We start from the raw sequence: 17,639 nt of genomic DNA, 5'->3' as shown, positions 1-17,639 counted from the left end.
GCAGAGCTCGCTCCTACAGAATCACGCTGATCGTTTTTTTTGGAGCACCGAAATGGACTGGCAACCCCATATCACCGTGGCCACGGTGATCGAAGACGATGGCCGTTTCCTCTTCGTTGAAGAATTCAAGGCCGGCCGCATGGTGCTGAATCAACCAGCCGGACACCTGGAAGCCAACGAGTCGCTGTGCGAAGCCGCACTGCGCGAGACCCTTGAGGAAACCGGCTGGGACGTAGAGCTGACCGCCCTGCTCGGCATCTATCTCTATACCGCACCGAGCAATGGCGTGACCTATCAGCGCGTGTGCTTCAGCGCCCGCCCGGTGCGCCATGACCCCGAGCGCGAACTGGATAGCGACATCAGCGGCATCACCTGGCTGACCCGCGACGAGTTGGCCGCGCAACCCGAGCGCTGGCGCAGCGAGCTGGTACTGCGCTGCGTCGACGATTATTTGGCAGGCGTCAGTGGGCCGCTGGAGCTGCTGCGCGATTGAGCAGCCTGGCATGGCGTGGCCGAATCCGGCGTTTACCAGGATCGCCCCGGATTGCATCCGGGCTACGGGCGTTTGCTTTCTGGTAGACTCGGCAGTTTTTCAGGCTTCACTCGCAGACTCCCATGCAAGCACCTAGCACCCAACGCGTGATCGTCGGCATGTCCGGCGGCGTCGACTCGTCCGTTTCCGCCCTGCTGCTGATGGAACAGGGCTATCAGGTCGAAGGCCTGTTCATGAAGAACTGGGACGAAGACGACGGCACCGAATACTGCACCGCCATGGATGACCTGGCCGACGCCCAGGCCGTATGCGACCGCATCGGCATCAACCTGCACACCGCCAACTTCGCCGCCGAGTACTGGGACAACGTGTTCGAGCACTTCCTCGCCGAATACAAGGCTGGGCGCACGCCGAACCCGGACATCCTGTGCAACCGCGAGATCAAGTTCAAAGCCTTCCTCGACTACGCCCTTAGCCTCGGTGCCGACCTGATCGCCACCGGCCACTACGTGCGTCGCCGCGATGTCGACGGCCGTACCGAACTGCTCAAGGGCCTCGACCCGAACAAGGATCAGAGCTACTTCCTGCATGCCGTCGGCGGCGAGCAGATCGCCAAGACCCTGTTCCCGGTCGGCGAACTGGAAAAACCGCAGGTACGCGCCATCGCCGAGAAATACGAGCTGGCCACCGCGAAGAAGAAGGACTCCACCGGCATCTGCTTCATCGGCGAGCGCCGCTTCAGCGACTTCCTCAAGCAGTACCTGCCGGCGCAGCCGGGCGATATCGAAACCACCGAGGGCCAGATCATCGGCCGCCATCATGGCCTGATGTACCACACCATCGGCCAGCGCCAGGGCCTGGGTATCGGCGGCCTTAAGGACGCCAGCGACGATCCCTGGTACGTGCTGCGCAAGGACCTGACGCGCAATGTGCTGATCGTCGGCCAGGGCAACGAACATCCCTGGCTGTTCTCCCGCGCCCTGCTCGCCTCGGACATCTACTGGGTCAACCCAGTGGACCTGAGCACTCCGCGCCGCCTCACCGCCAAGGTGCGCTACCGCCAGAGTGACCAGCACTGCACCCTGGAGAAGACCGAAACCGGCTATCGCGCCGTGTTCGATGAGCCGCAACGCGCCGTAACGCCGGGCCAGTCCGTGGTGTTTTACGACGGCGAGGTGTGCCTAGGCGGCGGCGTGATCGAAACAGCAGAAGCCTGGTACGAGGACGCCCGATGAGCCCGATGCAGGAACAGCTGGTCGCCCTCGGCGCCGTCTTCGAAGCCGCTTCCCTGGCCGACAAGATCGCCCGCACCGGCCAGGTCAGCGAAGCCTCGATGGGCTGCATGCTCGGCAGCCTGCTGGTGCGCGATCCGAAAACCACACTGGACGTCTACGGTGGCGACGATCTCAACCTGCGTGATGGCTATCGCGCGCTGATCAGCTCGCTGGAGCGCAACCCGTCTGCCCTGCAGCGCGAGCCGCTGCGCTACTCGCTGGCGATGATCGGCCTGGAGCGCCAACTGGATAAGCGCAGCGACATGCTGCAGGTGATGGGCAGTCGCCTGGACCAGATCCAGCAACAGGTCGAGCACTTTGGCCTGGTTCACGACAACGTCATCGCCGCCTGCGGTGGCCTTTACCAGGACACCATCAGCACCTTCCGCCAGCGCATCCAGGTGCATGGCGACATGCGCTTCCTGCAGCAACCTAACAATGCGGCGAAAATTCGCGCGCTGCTGCTCGCAGGCATTCGCTCGGCGCGCCTCTGGCGTCAGCTCGGCGGCCACCGCTGGCAGCTGGTGTTCAGTCGCGGCAAGCTGCTCAAAGAACTCTACGAACTGACGCGAAACTGACCATGGAACCCTCCAGCCGCAGTGTCAAACCCCTCCAGGGTGCCCTGCTGCTGGCGCTCTCGGCGCTGCTGTTCGCCTTTACCGGGGTCGGCATCCGCGAGATCTCCGTCAGCGTCAACAACGAGTCGGTGGTGTTCTTCCGCAACCTGGTCGGCGTGCTGTTCTTCCTGCCCCTGCTGCTGGTGCGCGGGGTCCGCCCGCTGCGCACGACCCGCCTGAAATCTCATCTGTGGCGCACCACATACGGCTTGGCGGCGATGTACTGCTTCTTCTACGCCATCGCCCATCTGCCGCTGGCTGACGCCATGCTGTTCACCTACTCGGCGCCGGTATTCACGCCACTGATCGCGCACATCTGGCTCAAGGAGCCGCTAACCCGGCGCATGCTGATCAGCAGCCTGATTGGCCTGTGTGGCGTACTCTTAGTGGCCAAACCCAGCGCCGCGTTATTCGAAGGCCCTGCCCTGATCGGCCTGGCGGCTAGCCTGCTGGCGGCCTTCGCCTTCGTTTCCATCCGCGAAATGAGCGACAGCGAGCCGGCCACACGCATCGTGTTCTATTTCTCGCTATTCAGCGCGCTGTTTTCCGCCATCCCGCTGACCTGGAGCTGGCAACCGCTCGATGCCACGCAACTGAGCTGGCTGCTGGGCATCGGCCTGCTGGCAACCGCCAGCCAGGTGATCATGTCGCGCGCCTACGGCCTGGCACCGCCCGGGCTGATTGGCCCGGTCGCCTACCTGGCCATCGTCTTCGCCGGCATCATCGCCTGGCTGCTCTGGAACGAGACACCAGACAACCTCTCGCTGCTCGGCGCAGCACTGATCTTTGCCGCCAGTCTGTTATCGGTCGCAAGACGCAGGGCATAGGCGGTCATGCGCCGGTTTTCATGTATGATATGCGCCCTTTTCGTCAGAGGTCGTCCAGGCACCTGAGCTAGAGCCCGCTTCATCGAAGCCGGCGCGATGCACAGCGATCCAGGATGGCTTTTCAGCCCGACAGCTCGAGAACGCCTACATGCAGCTTTCCTCGCTCACCGCGGTTTCCCCCGTCGACGGCCGCTACGCCGGCAAAACCAGCGCCCTGCGCCCAATCTTCAGCGAATACGGCCTGATCCGTAGCCGCGTACTGGTCGAAGTGCGCTGGCTGCAGCGCCTGGCTGCCCACGAAGGCATCCCGGAAGTCGCGCCCTTCTCCGCCGAAGCCAACGCCCTGCTCAACGAGCTGGCCGAGAACTTCGCCGTCGAGCACGCCGAGCGCGTGAAGGAAATCGAGCGCACCACCAACCACGACGTCAAGGCCGTGGAGTACCTGCTCAAGGAGCAGGCCGCCAAGCTGCCTGAACTGGACAAGGTCAGCGAGTTCATCCACTTCGCCTGCACCAGCGAGGACATCAACAACCTGTCCCACGCCCTGATGCTGCGCGAAGGCCGGGACAACGTGCTGCTGCCGCTGATGAAGCAACTGGCCGACGCCATTCGCGAGCTCGCGGTGAAATTCGCCGACGTGCCGATGCTGTCGCGCACCCACGGCCAGCCGGCCTCGCCGACCACCCTGGGCAAGGAGCTGGCCAACGTCGTCCACCGCCTGGAGCGGCAGATCGCTCAGGTCGCTGCCGTGCCTCTGCTGGGCAAGATCAACGGCGCCGTGGGCAACTACAACGCCCACCTGTCGGCCTACCCGAGCATCGACTGGGAAGCCAACGCGCGCCAGTTCATCGAAGGCGACCTGGGCCTGACCTGGAACCCCTACACCACCCAGATCGAGCCGCACGACTACATCGCCGAGCTGTTCGACGCCATCGCCCGCTTCAACACCATCCTGATCGACTTCGACCGCGACGTCTGGGGCTACATCTCCCTCGGTTACTTCAAGCAGAAGACCGTGGCCGGCGAGATCGGCTCCTCGACCATGCCGCACAAGGTCAACCCGATCGACTTCGAAAACTCCGAAGGCAACCTGGGCATCGCCAACGCGATCTTCCAGCACCTGGCCAGCAAGCTGCCGATTTCCCGCTGGCAGCGTGACCTGACTGACTCCACCGTGCTGCGCAACTTGGGTGTCGGCTTCGCGCACAGCGTCATCGCTTACGAGGCAAGCCTCAAGGGAATCAGCAAGTTGGAGCTCAATGCGGGGCGTATTGCTGAAGATCTGGACGCCTGCTGGGAAGTGCTCGCCGAGCCGATCCAGACCGTGATGCGCCGCTACGCCATCGAGAACCCGTACGAGAAGCTCAAGGAGCTGACCCGCGGCAAGGGCATCAGCCCCGAGGCCCTGCTGGCCTTCATCGACGGCCTGGACATGCCGGCCGCCGCCAAGGAAGAGCTCAAGCAACTGACCCCGGCGCGCTACATCGGTAACGCCGTGGCCCAGGCCAAGCGTATCTAACAGCTTTCAGCCACGAGGACGCCCGGCTGAGCCGGGCGTTTTTGTTTTAAGGTTTTTATCCATTTCAAGGGCTTAGCGATGAATCCTGATACTCCGCTGCAATTGCTGGGTGGCCTCACAGCCCGTGAGTTCCTCCGCGATTACTGGCAGAAAAAACCGCTGCTGGTGCGCCAGGCCATTCCCGACTTCGAAGGCCCGATCAGCCCGGACGAACTGGCCGGCCTAGCGCTGGAAGAAGAAGTCGAGTCGCGCCTGGTGATCGAGCACGGCGAACGCCCCTGGGAGCTGCAGCGTGGCCCGTTCAACGAAGACACCTTCCAGGACCTGCCCGAGCGCGACTGGACCCTGCTGGTGCAGGCCGTCGATCAATTCGTCCCGGAAGTGGCCGAGCTGCTGGAAGACTTCAAGTTCCTGCCCAAGTGGCGCATCGACGACCTGATGATCAGCTTCGCTGCCCCCGGTGGCGGCGTCGGCCCGCATTTCGACAACTACGACGTATTCCTGCTGCAGGCCCACGGCCATCGCCGCTGGCAGATTGGCCAGATGTGCGATGCCGACAGCCCGCTGCTCCCCCACGCCGATCTGAAGATCCTGGCCGAATTCGAACCAACTGATGAGTGGGTACTGGAGCCCGGCGACATGCTTTATCTGCCGCCGTGCCTGGCCCACAACGGCATTGCCGAGGATGATTGCATGACCTATTCCGTGGGCTTCCGCGCGCCGAGCGCCGCCGAAGTGCTGACCCATTTCACTGACTTCCTCGGCCAGTTCCTGCCCGACGAAGAGCGTTACAGCGACGCTGACATCCAGCCGAGCGAGGACCCCAACCAGATCCAGCGCGACGCCCTGGAGCGCCTCAAGGCCCTGCTCAACGAACACATGAGCGACGAGCGCCTGCTGATGACCTGGTTCGGCCAGTTCATGACCGAGCCCAAGTACCCGGAACTGGTCGCCGGCATCGAAATCGAGGAAGACGACTTCCTCGGCGCCCTGGAAGATGGTGCGATCGTCATCCGCAACCCCAGCGCACGCATGGCCTGGTCGGAAGTGGGTGAAGACCTGGTGCTGTTTGCCAGCGGCCAGAGCCGCCTGGTGTCGGCGCGCTTGCGCGAGCTGCTGAAGCTGATCTGCAGCGCCGACGCGTTACATGTGGAAAACCTCGGCGCCTGGCTGGCCGACGACGAGGGGCGTACCCTGCTGTGGGAACTGGTCAAACAGGGCAGCCTGGGATTTGCCGATGAGTGAGATCACCGTCCGTGTCGCGGACTGGCATAAGGACATCGCCGAGCTTCGCCGCATTCGCGACAGCGTGTTCGTCGCCGAGCAATCGGTACCGCCGGAACTGGAGTGGGACGCCGAAGATACCGAGGCCGTGCACTTTCTCGCCGAGGAAGGCGACTACCCGGTTGGCACCGCACGCCTGCTGCCGGACGGCCATATTGGTCGCGTCTCGGTGCTCAAGGACTGGCGCGGCCTCAAGGTCGGCGAGAAACTGATGCAGGCGGTGATCGCCGAAGCGGAAAAACGCGGCCTGCATCAGCAAATGCTCACTGCCCAGGTGCACGCCACACCGTTCTATGAAAGGCTAGGCTTCAGGATTGTCAGCGACGAATACCTCGACGCCGGCATACCGCACGTGGATATGGTGCGCACCAGCCAGTAGAGACCCAGATGAACGAAAAAGACGCCCCGGTCGAACCGAGCGATACGCCAGAAGCCACTGAGTTGGCGGCCATCGAATTCGAGTCGCCGGGGCGTTTTGCCGTGCACAACCCCGAGCCTGTCACGGCGGACGCGGCGCAATGCGAGCCGGCACCGTTCGTCCTCGGCCAGCATGAGCACCTGGAGCGCTTCAGCAAGCCGCAGGAGGCGCGCGCCCACGTTCTGGCATTGATCCAGCAGGCCCAGCGCAACCTGTGTCTGTATACCGACGATCTCGAACCCTGGCTCTATCACCACAGCAGCGTGCAGCAGGCCTGCACCCGTTTCCTGCTGAACAGCCCGCGGGCGCGCCTGCGCATCCTGCTGCGCGATCCAACCCGTGCGGTGAAGGAAGGCCATCGCCTGCTCGCCCTATCGCGTCGGCTGTCCTCCAACTTGCATATCCGCAAACTCAACCCGGACTACGCCAGCGATGAACTGGCCTTTCTGATCGCCGACGACAGAGGGCTGCTGTTGCGCCCGGAACTCGATCAGCAGTCCGGCTACACCCTGTACAACGATCCGGCGCGCGTGCGCCAGCATCAGGCCCAGTTCGATCAGGCCTGGGACACCAGCATCACCGACCCCGACCTGCGGAGCTTCCTGCTATGACCCTGCGCACGCTGTTCGCCGCCCTGCTTCTCGGCCTGTGCCTGCCGCTGCAAGCCGCTACCGAGGTGATCCCACTGAACTACCGCACCGCCGACGACGTAATCGGCGTGGTGCAGTCGATGCTCGGCAACGAGGGCAAGGTCAGTGCCTACGGCAACCAGCTGGTGGTCAATGCCTCACCCGCCAAGATCGGCGAAGTTCGCGTGCTCCTGCAGCAGCTCGACACCCGTCCGCGCCGCCTGCTGATCACCGTGGAAAGTACCGACAGCAACTACCAGAACGACCGTGGCTATCGGGCCGATGGCACCCTTAGCGCCGGCAATGCCGAGGTGCAGGTCGGCCGTGGCGAAGTCAACGGTCGCGACCAGGTACGCATCATCCGTCGCAGCACCGACAGCCGCGGCGGCGGCACCCAGCAGGTGCAGGCCACCGAGGGCTATCCGGCGCTGATCCAGGTCGGTCAGAGCGTACCGCTGACCAGCACCAGCACCGGCCCGTACGGCCAGGTGTACCAGGACACCCAGTACCGTGACGTGACCCAGGGCTTCTACGTAACGGCCAGCCTCTCCGGCGAGCTGGTGCATGTTTCCATCAGCAGCCAGCGCGACCGGATGAATGACCACCGCCCCGGCGTGGTCGACGTGCAGAGCACCGACACGCGCGTCAGTGGTCGCCTGGGCGAATGGATCACCCTCGGCGGCGTCAGCGAGCAAACCAGTTCCAGCGGCCGCGATGTGCTACGCCGGCACACCACCCAAGGCCGCGGAGACATGTCACTGCGCCTCAAAGTTGAGGCCCTCGACTGACGTCCCCGACCAAAGTCGAATGCCCTTGCGCCCTAGGTACGATGGACAGGCCGCGTAACCCAAAAAATGCCTGAAACGCCCAGGCCATGGGCTGCCGCGCATGACCAATCAGTCGCCGAATGAATATGTAGTAGTTTTGAAAAACCACTACAAAACGTTTGACGAAGTATTTTCCCAGAGGCATGATGGCCTCGCTCCCGCTAGCCAGGGGTCCTGAAAAGGATCTCCAGATCGTTCACGAAGTACTTCGTAGCGGTCCGTGTCCCAACAGCCCACAAGGCCGTACGACGAGGTTGCGACTGGAACGAAGTTGTCCTGAGGGACGGGGAAGCGTTTAGCGTCAAACAGATCGATGATGCAGCAGGTGCCGAGGTTTCCACGAGCCAAGGGCCCCAGACGAAGTTTTCGAACTGTTCGCCACACCCCCTCCTCGCGGTCAATCCTCGTCCCAGCCGTTTTCTTGCCGTCAAAGTGGAAGCCTCCCGCAGCCGCTGCATCCGTGCACGCATTGCGTGGGTAGTCGGTGCTCAACCAACACATTCTTTGAAGGATTGACCATGTCCGCATATCAAAACGACATCAAGGCTGTAGCCGCTCTGAAAGAGACGTTCGGCAGCAGCTGGAGCGCTATCAACCCCGAGTCCGTCGCCCGTATGCGCGCTCAGAACCGCTTCAAGACCGGTCTGGAAATCGCTCAGTACACCGCTGACATCATGCGCAAGGACATGGAAGAGTACGACGCCGACTCCTCCGTCTACACCCAGTCCCTGGGCTGCTGGCACGGCTTCATCGGTCAGCAGAAGCTGATCTCGATCAAGAAGCACCTGAAGACCACCAACAAGCGCTACCTCTACCTGTCCGGCTGGATGGTCGCTGCCCTGCGCTCCGACTTCGGCCCGCTGCCGGACCAGTCGATGCACGAGAAGACTGCCGTCTCCGACCTGATCGAAGAGCTGTACACCTTCCTGCGTCAGGCTGACAGCCGTGAGCTGGACCTCCTGTTCACCGCCCTGGATGCCGCTCGTGAAGCTGGCGACCAGGCCAAGGCTGCCGAGATCCAGAACCAGATCGACAACTTCGAGACTCACATCGTCCCGATCATCGCCGACATCGACGCTGGCTTCGGTAACCCGGAAGCCACCTACCTGCTGGCCAAGCGCATGATCGAAGCCGGCGCCTGCTGCATCCAGATCGAAAACCAGGTTTCCGACGAGAAGCAGTGCGGTCACCAGGACGGTAAAGTGACCGTTCCTCATGCCGACTTCCTTGCCAAGATCGCTGCCGTTCGCTACGCCTTCCTCGAGCTGGGCATCAACAACGGCGTCATCGTCGCACGTACCGACTCCCTGGGCGCCGGCCTGACCAAGCAGATCGCCGTAACCAAAGAGCCGGGCGACCTGGGCGACCTGTACAACAGCTTCCTCGATTGCGAAGAAGTGTCCGCTGCCGATCTGGGCAATGGTGACGTGGTGATCAACCGCGGCGGCAAGCTGCTGCGTCCGAAGCGCCTGCCGTCCAACCTGTTCCAGTTCCGCAAGGGCACTGGTGAAGACCGCTGCGTACTGGACTGCATCACCAGCCTGCAGAACGGCGCCGATCTGCTGTGGATCGAAACCGAGAAGCCGCACGTTGGCCAGATCAAGGCCATGGTCGACCGCATCCGCGACGTCATCCCGAACGCCAAGCTGGTGTACAACAACAGCCCGTCCTTCAACTGGACCCTGAACTTCCGTCAGCAGGTGTTCGACGCCATGGTTGCCGAAGGCAAGGATGTTTCCGCCTACGACCGCGCCAAGCTGATGAGCGTCGAGTACGACGAGACCGAGCTGGCTCAGGTAGCCGATGAGAAGATCCGTACCTTCCAGCGCGATGGTTCCGCTCACGCCGGTATCTTCCACCACCTGATCACCCTGCCGACCTATCACACTGCTGCTCTGTCCACCGACAACCTGGCCAAGGGCTACTTCGCCGACCAGGGCATGCTGGCCTACGTGAAAGGTGTTCAGCGTCAGGAACTGCGTCAGGGTATCGCCTGCGTCAAGCACCAGAACATGGCCGGCTCCGACATCGGCGACAACCACAAGGAGTACTTCGCTGGCGAAGCTGCTCTGAAGGCGAGCGGTAAAGACAACACGATGAACCAGTTCCACTAAGAACGGTTCCCTGCTGCGGACCACGCATCCGCAGCAGACTTTTTGCCTAATCCGCCCCGGCTCTGCTGGGGCTTTTTTTCGTCCTGCATTTTCCCTCACGCCCCACAGCTCCTAAGCTCAGACGACGCCCTTTGGAGTCGCCCCATGCCTTCACCACGCCAAGCCCTGCTATTGGGCAGCTGCCTTCTGGTCGGTAGCGCGTCCCTGACCTGGTATTGGCAGCGCCCTACCGCTCAGGAACCTGTCATCGTCGATTCCGAGCAGAGTCAGGCGCCTGCAGCCTTCCAGGACAGCGCCCCGCCACCGTCGACGGACCTCAGCACGGAGCAACGCCAACTGCTGGCAAGGCCTGAGGTTCGCCAACAGGAGCGGCGCCTGGAATTTCATCAACGCTATAGAGCCTTCATCGAGCAGGCAAAGCAGTTCGATGCAGGCAGCCGCGAAGCTCAGGCGCAGGCGCTGAGCGAAGGGCTCGACGCCATGGAACAACAGGGAGAATTGGCATTGAGCGAAGCCCTGCTGCTGCAGATCGCCCTGATCAAGGCCGTCAGCGACGACGAAAACGAGCAGAAGAGCCGCGCCGAGGCGCTGATCGAGCGCTACCGGGCCATAAGCGCCGAACGCGAAGCCAGACTGGCACAGCGATCAGACCCGGATTTCGACCGTTACAAGGCCGAGGAAAAGCGCATCGTCGAGGAAGTCCTCGCCCTGCAGAACATCCCCGACGGGCTGACTCGCGACCAATATCTGCGCCAGCGCCTGCAACAGGCCCGCGAACGCAACTACCGGCAAGCGCCAGACAGCTGAATATGGTGGCAAAGCTGTTCGTCACCGCGCCCGCTGAGCATCAGAGCAGTTGATCGAGCAGGTAATACAGGAGGTTGAACGGCTTGTTGCGATCGGCCACATCGCTGCTTTCGGAAGCGTCGAGCACCTGTCCGCTGCCGTCCAGTACGCTACCGACGAAGTTGTCCAGTTGCAGGTTCTGCTCCTGAATATCGGCGTTGGCGAATTCGATGATGCTGGTGCAGTGGCTTTCGTTGACGTTTCGAAACTGTGGGAAGTAGCCGCCGACATTGCCCAGGTTGGCCAGTTGGCTGCGCAGACGCGTGGTATCGGTCGCCCAGCGCTGCTTGATCAGCGCCTCCCTGGCGGCCTGATTCGGCGCATTGACGATCTCCGGATAGAAACGCTCGTAGGAATAGGATGAATAGTTCAGGTCCTGCCAGAAATGCGTATGCCCCATTCGATCTCCCGGCAGGTTGCTCGAAAGCGCCGGATACAGAGTGCCCAGGTCGTTGCTGTTGAAGCCTGGCAGGCGTGCCTGCAGGTACTGCAGCGGTCCCTCGGCGGCATCGAGCCCCCAGGCCTGACGAATGAAGGCCTGCAGCGGATAGGACGGATACGCCTGATTGTCGCCAGCCAGCGCGGTGTACACAGGCCCGGAGTCGTTGATCAGGTAACCGCGATCCGGGGCGATGTCCTGGCGCAGGTTGGCGTAATTGGTCAGGCTGCCCGCACCGCCGGCGCTGCAACCGGTGGTGAGCATCTGCGTTGGCCGCGGCAGGTTGTCCTTCAGCCACCCTGCCACCGCGCGCATGTTGCGCAGGCCGTTGTGGTGCCACACCAGCGGCGGGTTTTCACCCTGCGGGTCCTGGTAGACCGCCACCTTGTCGCCGGAGTAGATATCCCCCGTGCAGTACGGCACGTAAACCATGTTCCAGTTCTGCGTCTTTACCCGCGTCCACGGATGCAGGCGCACGACGAAGGGGCTTACCAGGCTGGCGCCGGGGTTGAGCAGGGACATGTAGTCGTCGGCGATGCCATCTGGGTTGCGCGCGCCGCGTATGCCGCTCTGGCCGCTGCAGCTGGCATAGTCCCAGCAAGCACCGCCGCCCTCCAGGTAAACGATGGTATTGCGCGTGTTCGGCACACGATTGATAAAGAATTTGTAAGGCGAGCCGTTGCCACACACCGCACCGGTTTGTGGCGCCATCTGGATCGTTTGCCAACCGTAATAGTTGCTAGGGTTGAAGCCGGTGGCGAAACCGCTCGGGTTGGCCAGTAGCGGGTATGGCCCGACACGTTGCGCAGGCGTCACCGGGTTATCGGCCTTGGGCGGCGAAACCAGATTGCTCAACCCCTGCCAGAAGCTGTAATCGCCCAGCTCCGCGCTGGCAGGCGCGCTCAGGGCGAGCAGCATGATGGCTGGGACAAGACGCGACTCGACAGGCATGGCAAACCCCTCATGTTGTTATGCGTACGAAGGGCCGGCATACCCAGGCTGGGGTAACTTCGCAGACCCAACGGGTGGTGGGCACTGCATGATTGGTACATCGCTTTTATCGATTCATGCACGCTAGTACAGGATCGGCGTAGCGGCCTCTCTCAGGGGATAACATTTGGTGATAAATCGCGGGCCGCTTTATGCGCTGAGGGAATTTTCCATCGCGGCCAGTGCTTTGGGCCAAACACCAAAGTTGCAGCTGAATACGCATCTCGGCGGGGATAATCACGCAAGAAAATGATGCACATTAGGCGGATGAATGGCCGATGAATTGCCATACCAGCGTGCTTGGCTATAGTCCTGACGGCAGAGGCGATGCTGTTCGCGGCTGATTTGCATCATTGCGACAAATCGGTCAGAAGCTCGACACAAAGGGCCAAACTGCAGGATAAATTGCTTTGAAAAATTTACTTACAGTTACCTTGCACATAGTATTGTATACACACTTTGCGTCAGCGCCCTCGACGGCGCCTGGCCACTACTAAATTAAAAGCCGTTCCTTAGTTCAAGGAGTACCGGCATGCCTGATGCTGTAACGACCATGTCCCATAACTGGGCCTTCGCTGTTTTCTTGCTGGGCGTCTGCGGGCTCATCGCCTTCATGCTCGGCGTTTCCAGCCTGCTTGGCAGCAAGGCCTGGGGGCGCAGCAAGAACGAGCCTTTCGAGTCGGGCATGCTTCCCACCGGCAGCGCGCGCCTGCGCCTGTCAGCCAAGTTCTATCTGGTCGCGATGCTCTTCGTGATCTTCGACGTTGAAGCCCTCTATCTCTTCGCTTGGGCAGTCTCGGTGCGCGAAAGCGGCTGGGCGGGCCTGATCGAAGCTACAGTTTTCATAGCAATTCTGTTGGCAGGTCTTGTCTATCTTTGGCGTATCGGCGCGCTCGATTGGGCACCGCAGGGACGTCGTGAACGGCAGGCGAAGCTGAAACAATGAGGCTTTGGCGATGCAATACAAACTTACTCGGGTCGACCCGAATGCGCCCAACGAGGCGTATCCGATCGGCCAGCGGGAGGTCGTCTCCGACCCGCTGCTAGAGGATCAGGTTCACAAGAACATCTACATGGGCAAGCTCTCGGACGTGCTTAACGGCGCGGTCAACTGGGGGCGCAAGAATTCCTTGTGGCCGTACAACTTCGGCCTGTCCTGCTGCTATGTGGAAATGACCACCGCCTTCACCGCCCCGCACGACGTGGCGCGTTTCGGTGCGGAAGTCATTCGCGCATCACCCCGCCAGGCCGACTTCATGGTCATCGCCGGCACCTGCTTCATCAAGATGGCGCCGGTCATCCAGCGTCTCTATGAGCAGATGCTGGAGCCCAAGTGGGTTATCTCCATGGGTTCATGCGCCAACTCCGGCGGCATGTACGACATCTACTCGGTCGTTCAGGGCGTGGACAAGTTCCTCCCCGTGGACGTCTACATTCCCGGCTGCCCGCCCCGTCCGGAGGCGTTCCTGCAAGGCTTGATGCTGCTGCAGGAATCCATCGGCCAGGAGCGCCGCCCGCTGTCCTGGGTCGTTGGCGATCAAGGCATCTACCGTGCCGAAATGCCTTCGCAGAAGGAACAGCGACGCGAGCAGCGAATCGCCGTTACCAACCTGCGTAGCCCCGACGAAGTCTGAGCCGATGCTTGCCTGCGCAAGCGTCACGCCACTTTCTACGTTGATCGACAGCGACCGAGACCATGACTCAAGACACCGTTGTGTCCATACCGCCCTACAAGGCTGACGACCAGGACGTCGTCACCGAATTGCGCGCCCGTTTTGGCGACGACAGTTTCACCCTGCAAGCCACCCGCACCGGCATGCCGGTACTCTGGGTCGCCCGTGAGCGTCTGATCGAAGTGCTCACGTGCCTGCGCAACCTGCCACGCCCCTACGTGATGCTCTACGACCTGCATGGCGTCGACGAGCGCCTGCGTACCCAGCGTCGCGGCCTGCCGGAAGCCGACTTCACGGTGTTCTATCACCTGATGTCGCTGGAGCGTAATAGTGACGTAATGATCAAGGTCGCCTTGTCCGAGCGCGACCTCAACCTGCCCACCGCCACCGGCATCTGGCCCAACGCCAACTGGTACGAGCGCGAAGTCTGGGATCTGTACGGCATCACCTTCACCGGCCACCCGCACCTGAGTCGCATCATGATGCCGCCGACCTGGGAAGGTCATCCGCTGCGCAAGGACTACCCGGCGCGCGCCACCGAATTCGATCCGTTCAGCCTGACCCTGGCCAAGCAGCAGCTCGAGGAAGAAGCCGCACGCTTCAATCCCGAAGACTGGGGCATGAAACGCGGTGGTGAGCACGAGGACTACATGTTCCTCAACCTCGGCCCCAACCACCCATCCGCCCACGGTGCCTTCCGCATCATCCTGCAGCTCGACGGCGAAGAGATCGTCGATTGCGTGCCGGAGATCGGCTACCACCACCGTGGTGCCGAGAAGATGGCCGAACGCCAGAGCTGGCACAGCTTCATCCCATACACCGACCGCATCGACTACCTCGGCGGGGTGATGAACAACCTGCCCTACGTGCTCTCGGTGGAGAAACTGGCCGGCATCAAAGTGCCCGCCCGTGTCGACTTCATCCGCGTGATGCTGGCCGAGTTCTTCCGCATCACCAGTCACCTGCTGTTCCTCGGTACCTACATCCAGGACGTCGGCGCCATGACCCCGGTGTTCTTCACCTTCACCGACCGCCAGCGCGCCTACAAGGTGATCGAAGCCATCACCGGCTTCCGCCTGCACCCGGCCTGGTACCGCATCGGCGGCGTCGCCCATGACCTGCCGCGCGGTTGGGACAAGCTGGTCAAGGAATTTGTCGACTGGCTGCCCAAGCGCCTCGACGAATATGAGAAGGCCGCGCTGAAGAACAGCATCCTCAAGGCACGGACCATCGGCGTCGCGCAGTACAACACCAGGGAAGCGCTGGAGTGGGGCACCACCGGCGCCGGCCTGCGCGCCACCGGTTGCGACTTCGACCTGCGCAAGGCACGCCCCTACTCCGGCTACGAGCACTTCGAGTTCGAGGTACCACTGGCCGCCAATGGCGACGCCTACGACCGCTGCATGGTGCGCGTGGAAGAGATGCGTCAGAGCATCCGCATCATCGACCAGTGCCTGAAGAACATGCCGGAAGGCCCGTACAAGGCCGACCATCCGCTGACCACGCCGCCGCCGAAAGAGCGCACGCTGCAGCACATCGAAACCCTGATCACCCACTTCCTGCAGGTTTCCTGGGGCCCGGTCATGCCGGCCAACGAAGCCTTCCAGATGATCGAGGCGACCAAGGGCATCAACAGTTATTACCTGACGAGCGACGGCAGCACCATGAGCTACCGCACCCGGATTCGCACCCCCAGCTTCGCCCACCTGCAACAGATCCCCTCGGTAATCCGCGGCAGCATGGTGGCGGATCTGATCGCCTATCTGGGCAGTATCGACTTCGTCATGGCCGACGTGGACCGCTGATCATGAGCACGCTAATTCAGACCGACCGTTTCACCCTCAGCGAAACCGAGCGCTCGGCCATCGAGCACGAGATGCATCACTACGAAGACCCGCGCGCCGCCAGCATCGAGGCGCTGAAGATCGTGCAGAAGCAACGCGGCTGGGTGCCAGATGGCGCTGCTAACGCCATTGGCGAGATTCTCGGCATTCCTGCCAGCGACGTCGAAGGCGTGGCCACCTTCTACAGCCAGATTTTCCGTCAGCCCGTCGGTCGCCACGTGATTCGCGTGTGCGACAGCATGACCTGCTACATCGGCGGCCATGAATCGGTGATCAGTGAGATGCAGAAGCAGCTTGGCATCGGCCTTGGCCAAACCACCAGCGATGAGCGTTTCACCCTGCTGCCGGTGTGCTGCCTGGGCAACTGCGACAAGGCTCCGGCGTTGATGATCGACGACGACACCTTCGGCGACGTTCAACCCGACGGCGTCGCCAAGCTGCTGGAGGACTACAAATGAAGACCCTGACCTCCATCGGCCCAGCCAACCGCATTACCCGCAGCGAAGAAACCCACCCGCTGACCTGGCGCCTGCGTGATGACGCCCAGCCGGTATGGCTGGAGGAATACCAGCAGAAGAACGGCTACGCGGCCGCACGCAAGGCGCTGACCGAGATGGCGCAGGCCGACATCGTGCAGACCGTCAAGGAATCCGGCCTCAAGGGCCGTGGCGGTGCAGGCTTCCCCACGGGCGTGAAGTGGGGCCTGATGCCGGCCGACGAATCCATGAACATCCGCTACCTGCTGTGCAATGCGGACGAAATGGAGCCCAACACCTGGAAAGACCGCATGCTGATGGAGCAGCTGCCGCACCTGCTGGTGGAAGGCATGCTGATCTCCGCGCGCGCCCTCAAGGCCTACCGCGGCTACATCTTCCTGCGCGGCGAATACGTCGACGCCGCCGCCAACCTCAACCGCGCCATCGACGAAGCCAAGGCTGCCGGCCTGCTCGGCAAGAACATCTTCGGCTCAGGCTTCGATTTCGAGCTGTTCGTGCACACCGGCGCCGGCCGCTACATCTGCGGCGAGGAAACCGCGCTGATCAACTCGCTGGAAGGCCGCCGTGCCAACCCGCGCGCCAAGCCGCCCTTCCCCGCTGCAGTCGGCGTGTGGGGCAAACCGACCTGCGTCAATAACGTCGAGACCCTGTGCAACGTGCCGGCCATCGTTGGTCAGGGCGTGGAGTGGTACAAGGGCCTCGCCCTCCCGGGCAGCGAAGACCACGGCACCAAGCTGATGGGCTTCTCCGGCAAGGTGAAGAACCCCGGCCTGTGGGAACTGCCGTTCGGCATCACCGCCCGCGAATTGTTCGAGGATTACGCCGGCGGCATGCGCGACGGCTATCGCCTCAAATGCTGGCAGCCCGGCGGCGCCGGCACCGGCTTTTTGCTGCCCGAGCACCTCGAGGCGCAGATGTACGCCGGCGGCATCGCCAAGGTCGGCACGCGCATGGGCACCGGCCTGGCGCTGGCGGTGGACGACTCGATCAACATGGTTTCCCTGCTGCGCAACATGGAAGAGTTCTTCGCCCGCGAGTCCTGCGGCTGGTGCACGCCGTGCCGCGACGGCCTGCCATGGAGCGTGAAGATTCTTCGCGCCCTGGAGCGCGGCGAAGGCACCGCCGACGACATCCGCACCCTGCTCGGCCTGGTCAACTTCCTCGGCCCGGGCAAGACCTTCTGTGCTCACGCGCCAGGCGCCGTGGAGCCGTTGGGCAGCGCGATCAAGTATTTCCGTGAAGAGTTCGAGGCCGGCGTGGCCAAGGTGGCGACCACGCCCCGCATGCCGGCAAGTGCGAGCTGAACAGACTAATTCCCTTAGCCAGCCGCTTTTATGAAGCGGGTAAA

The 17,639-nt window shown here is 62.5% G+C and carries 17 protein-coding genes; 16 read left to right on the top strand and 1 reads right to left on the bottom strand.

Annotation, left to right across the window (positions count from 1 at the left end; all coding sequences use genetic code 11):
• The first annotated feature begins 52 nt into the window (after window positions 1-52).
• The 11 genes from B3P22_RS08475 (at window position 53) to B3P22_RS08425 (ending at window position 10,809) form a co-directional block, all read left to right on the top strand.
• Window positions 53-493, top strand: coding sequence for an NUDIX hydrolase (locus B3P22_RS08475; protein WP_296270652.1), 441 nt, complete (start codon window positions 53-55; stop codon window positions 491-493).
• Window positions 494-615: 122 nt separating this feature from the next.
• Entirely contained in the window at window positions 616-1,728 is a 1,113-nt protein-coding gene (gene mnmA / locus B3P22_RS08470; protein ID WP_296270651.1) for a tRNA 2-thiouridine(34) synthase MnmA, read from the top strand.
• On the top strand, window positions 1,725-2,345 hold the full coding sequence (gene hflD, locus B3P22_RS08465; RefSeq protein ID WP_296270650.1) for a high frequency lysogenization protein HflD: 621 nt from the start codon (window positions 1,725-1,727) through the stop codon (window positions 2,343-2,345). Before mnmA ends, hflD begins: the two co-directional genes overlap by 4 nt.
• Before the next feature lie 2 nt (window positions 2,346-2,347).
• Complete coding sequence (locus B3P22_RS08460; protein ID WP_296270649.1) at window positions 2,348-3,211, top strand: DMT family transporter; 864 nt, start codon at window positions 2,348-2,350, stop codon at window positions 3,209-3,211.
• 148 nt (window positions 3,212-3,359) lie between these two features.
• A complete protein-coding gene (gene purB, locus B3P22_RS08455) occupies window positions 3,360-4,730 on the top strand; it encodes an adenylosuccinate lyase (protein ID WP_197856518.1) in 1,371 nt (456 codons plus the stop codon).
• A 78-nt stretch (window positions 4,731-4,808) separates the two neighbouring features.
• A complete protein-coding gene (locus B3P22_RS08450) occupies window positions 4,809-5,975 on the top strand; it encodes a cupin domain-containing protein (protein WP_296270648.1) in 1,167 nt (388 codons plus the stop codon).
• Entirely contained in the window at window positions 5,968-6,393 is a 426-nt protein-coding gene (locus B3P22_RS08445) for a GNAT family N-acetyltransferase (RefSeq protein ID WP_197856516.1), read from the top strand. The genes B3P22_RS08450 and B3P22_RS08445 overlap by 8 nt, the downstream gene beginning before the upstream one ends.
• 8 nt (window positions 6,394-6,401) lie before the next feature.
• The gene (locus B3P22_RS08440) at window positions 6,402-7,043 is read left to right on the top strand and encodes a histone acetyltransferase HPA2 (RefSeq protein ID WP_296270647.1); all 642 of its coding nucleotides are present in this window, start codon (window positions 6,402-6,404) and stop codon (window positions 7,041-7,043) included.
• Entirely contained in the window at window positions 7,040-7,849 is an 810-nt protein-coding gene (locus tag B3P22_RS08435) for a secretin N-terminal domain-containing protein (RefSeq protein WP_296270646.1), read from the top strand. Before B3P22_RS08440 ends, B3P22_RS08435 begins: the two co-directional genes overlap by 4 nt.
• 557 nt (window positions 7,850-8,406) lie before the next feature.
• The gene (locus B3P22_RS08430) at window positions 8,407-10,002 is read left to right on the top strand and encodes an isocitrate lyase (RefSeq protein ID WP_296270645.1); all 1,596 of its coding nucleotides are present in this window, start codon (window positions 8,407-8,409) and stop codon (window positions 10,000-10,002) included.
• A gap of 144 nt (window positions 10,003-10,146) precedes the next feature.
• Window positions 10,147-10,809: a hypothetical protein gene (locus tag B3P22_RS08425; RefSeq protein WP_296270644.1), complete on the top strand. Its 663-nt coding sequence runs from the start codon at window positions 10,147-10,149 to the stop codon at window positions 10,807-10,809.
• Between the two features lie 40 nt (window positions 10,810-10,849).
• Here the strand turns inward: B3P22_RS08425 and B3P22_RS08420 are convergent, their stop codons facing one another.
• Complete coding sequence (locus tag B3P22_RS08420) at window positions 10,850-12,238, bottom strand: pectin acetylesterase-family hydrolase (protein ID WP_296270643.1); 1,389 nt, start codon at window positions 12,236-12,238, stop codon at window positions 10,850-10,852.
• 571 nt (window positions 12,239-12,809) lie between these two features.
• Here B3P22_RS08420 and B3P22_RS08415 point away from each other — a divergent pair.
• From B3P22_RS08415 to nuoF, 5 genes are all read left to right on the top strand, one after another.
• On the top strand, window positions 12,810-13,223 hold the full coding sequence (locus tag B3P22_RS08415) for an NADH-quinone oxidoreductase subunit A (RefSeq protein WP_013715479.1): 414 nt from the start codon (window positions 12,810-12,812) through the stop codon (window positions 13,221-13,223).
• 10 nt (window positions 13,224-13,233) lie between these two features.
• Entirely contained in the window at window positions 13,234-13,911 is a 678-nt protein-coding gene (locus B3P22_RS08410; RefSeq protein ID WP_013715478.1) for a NuoB/complex I 20 kDa subunit family protein, read from the top strand.
• 62 nt (window positions 13,912-13,973) lie between these two features.
• A complete protein-coding gene (nuoC, locus tag B3P22_RS08405) occupies window positions 13,974-15,755 on the top strand; it encodes an NADH-quinone oxidoreductase subunit C/D (protein WP_296270642.1) in 1,782 nt (593 codons plus the stop codon).
• Window positions 15,752-16,252 (top strand): NADH-quinone oxidoreductase subunit NuoE, encoded by a 501-nt coding sequence (gene nuoE, locus B3P22_RS08400; protein ID WP_296270653.1) that lies wholly within the window; start codon window positions 15,752-15,754, stop codon window positions 16,250-16,252. Before nuoC ends, nuoE begins: the two co-directional genes overlap by 4 nt.
• Complete coding sequence (nuoF, locus tag B3P22_RS08395; RefSeq protein WP_296270641.1) at window positions 16,249-17,595, top strand: NADH-quinone oxidoreductase subunit NuoF; 1,347 nt, start codon at window positions 16,249-16,251, stop codon at window positions 17,593-17,595. The genes nuoE and nuoF overlap by 4 nt, the downstream gene beginning before the upstream one ends.
• The last annotated feature ends 44 nt before the right edge of the window (window positions 17,596-17,639 follow it).

This window comes from Pseudomonas sp. UBA6323, assembly GCF_002439135.1.
Lineage (GTDB): Bacteria > Pseudomonadota > Gammaproteobacteria > Pseudomonadales > Pseudomonadaceae > Aquipseudomonas.
The sequence above is the reverse complement of the archived record's forward strand: the minus strand, read 5'-3'. Positions and strand labels throughout refer to the sequence as shown.

What these genes read in the sequence shown, in the direction of transcription:
- mnmA (WP_296270651.1), top strand. Translation starts at nt 616, where the DNA reads ATGCAAGCACCTAGCACCCAACGCGTGATCGTCGGCATGTCCGGCGGC.
- nuoC (WP_296270642.1), top strand. Translation starts at nt 13,974, where the DNA reads ATGACTCAAGACACCGTTGTGTCCATACCGCCCTACAAGGCTGACGAC.
- B3P22_RS08430 (WP_296270645.1), top strand. Translation starts at nt 8,407, where the DNA reads ATGTCCGCATATCAAAACGACATCAAGGCTGTAGCCGCTCTGAAAGAG.
- B3P22_RS08420 (WP_296270643.1), bottom strand. Translation starts at nt 12,238, where the DNA reads ATGCCTGTCGAGTCGCGTCTTGTCCCAGCCATCATGCTGCTCGCCCTG.
- B3P22_RS08450 (WP_296270648.1), top strand. Translation starts at nt 4,809, where the DNA reads ATGAATCCTGATACTCCGCTGCAATTGCTGGGTGGCCTCACAGCCCGT.
- B3P22_RS08440 (WP_296270647.1), top strand. Translation starts at nt 6,402, where the DNA reads ATGAACGAAAAAGACGCCCCGGTCGAACCGAGCGATACGCCAGAAGCC.
- B3P22_RS08415 (WP_013715479.1), top strand. Translation starts at nt 12,810, where the DNA reads ATGCCTGATGCTGTAACGACCATGTCCCATAACTGGGCCTTCGCTGTT.
- B3P22_RS08460 (WP_296270649.1), top strand. Translation starts at nt 2,348, where the DNA reads ATGGAACCCTCCAGCCGCAGTGTCAAACCCCTCCAGGGTGCCCTGCTG.
- purB (WP_197856518.1), top strand. Translation starts at nt 3,360, where the DNA reads ATGCAGCTTTCCTCGCTCACCGCGGTTTCCCCCGTCGACGGCCGCTAC.
- B3P22_RS08425 (WP_296270644.1), top strand. Translation starts at nt 10,147, where the DNA reads ATGCCTTCACCACGCCAAGCCCTGCTATTGGGCAGCTGCCTTCTGGTC.
- B3P22_RS08445 (WP_197856516.1), top strand. Translation starts at nt 5,968, where the DNA reads ATGAGTGAGATCACCGTCCGTGTCGCGGACTGGCATAAGGACATCGCC.
- B3P22_RS08410 (WP_013715478.1), top strand. Translation starts at nt 13,234, where the DNA reads ATGCAATACAAACTTACTCGGGTCGACCCGAATGCGCCCAACGAGGCG.
- nuoF (WP_296270641.1), top strand. Translation starts at nt 16,249, where the DNA reads ATGAAGACCCTGACCTCCATCGGCCCAGCCAACCGCATTACCCGCAGC.
- B3P22_RS08475 (WP_296270652.1), top strand. Translation starts at nt 53, where the DNA reads ATGGACTGGCAACCCCATATCACCGTGGCCACGGTGATCGAAGACGAT.
- hflD (WP_296270650.1), top strand. Translation starts at nt 1,725, where the DNA reads ATGAGCCCGATGCAGGAACAGCTGGTCGCCCTCGGCGCCGTCTTCGAA.
- B3P22_RS08435 (WP_296270646.1), top strand. Translation starts at nt 7,040, where the DNA reads ATGACCCTGCGCACGCTGTTCGCCGCCCTGCTTCTCGGCCTGTGCCTG.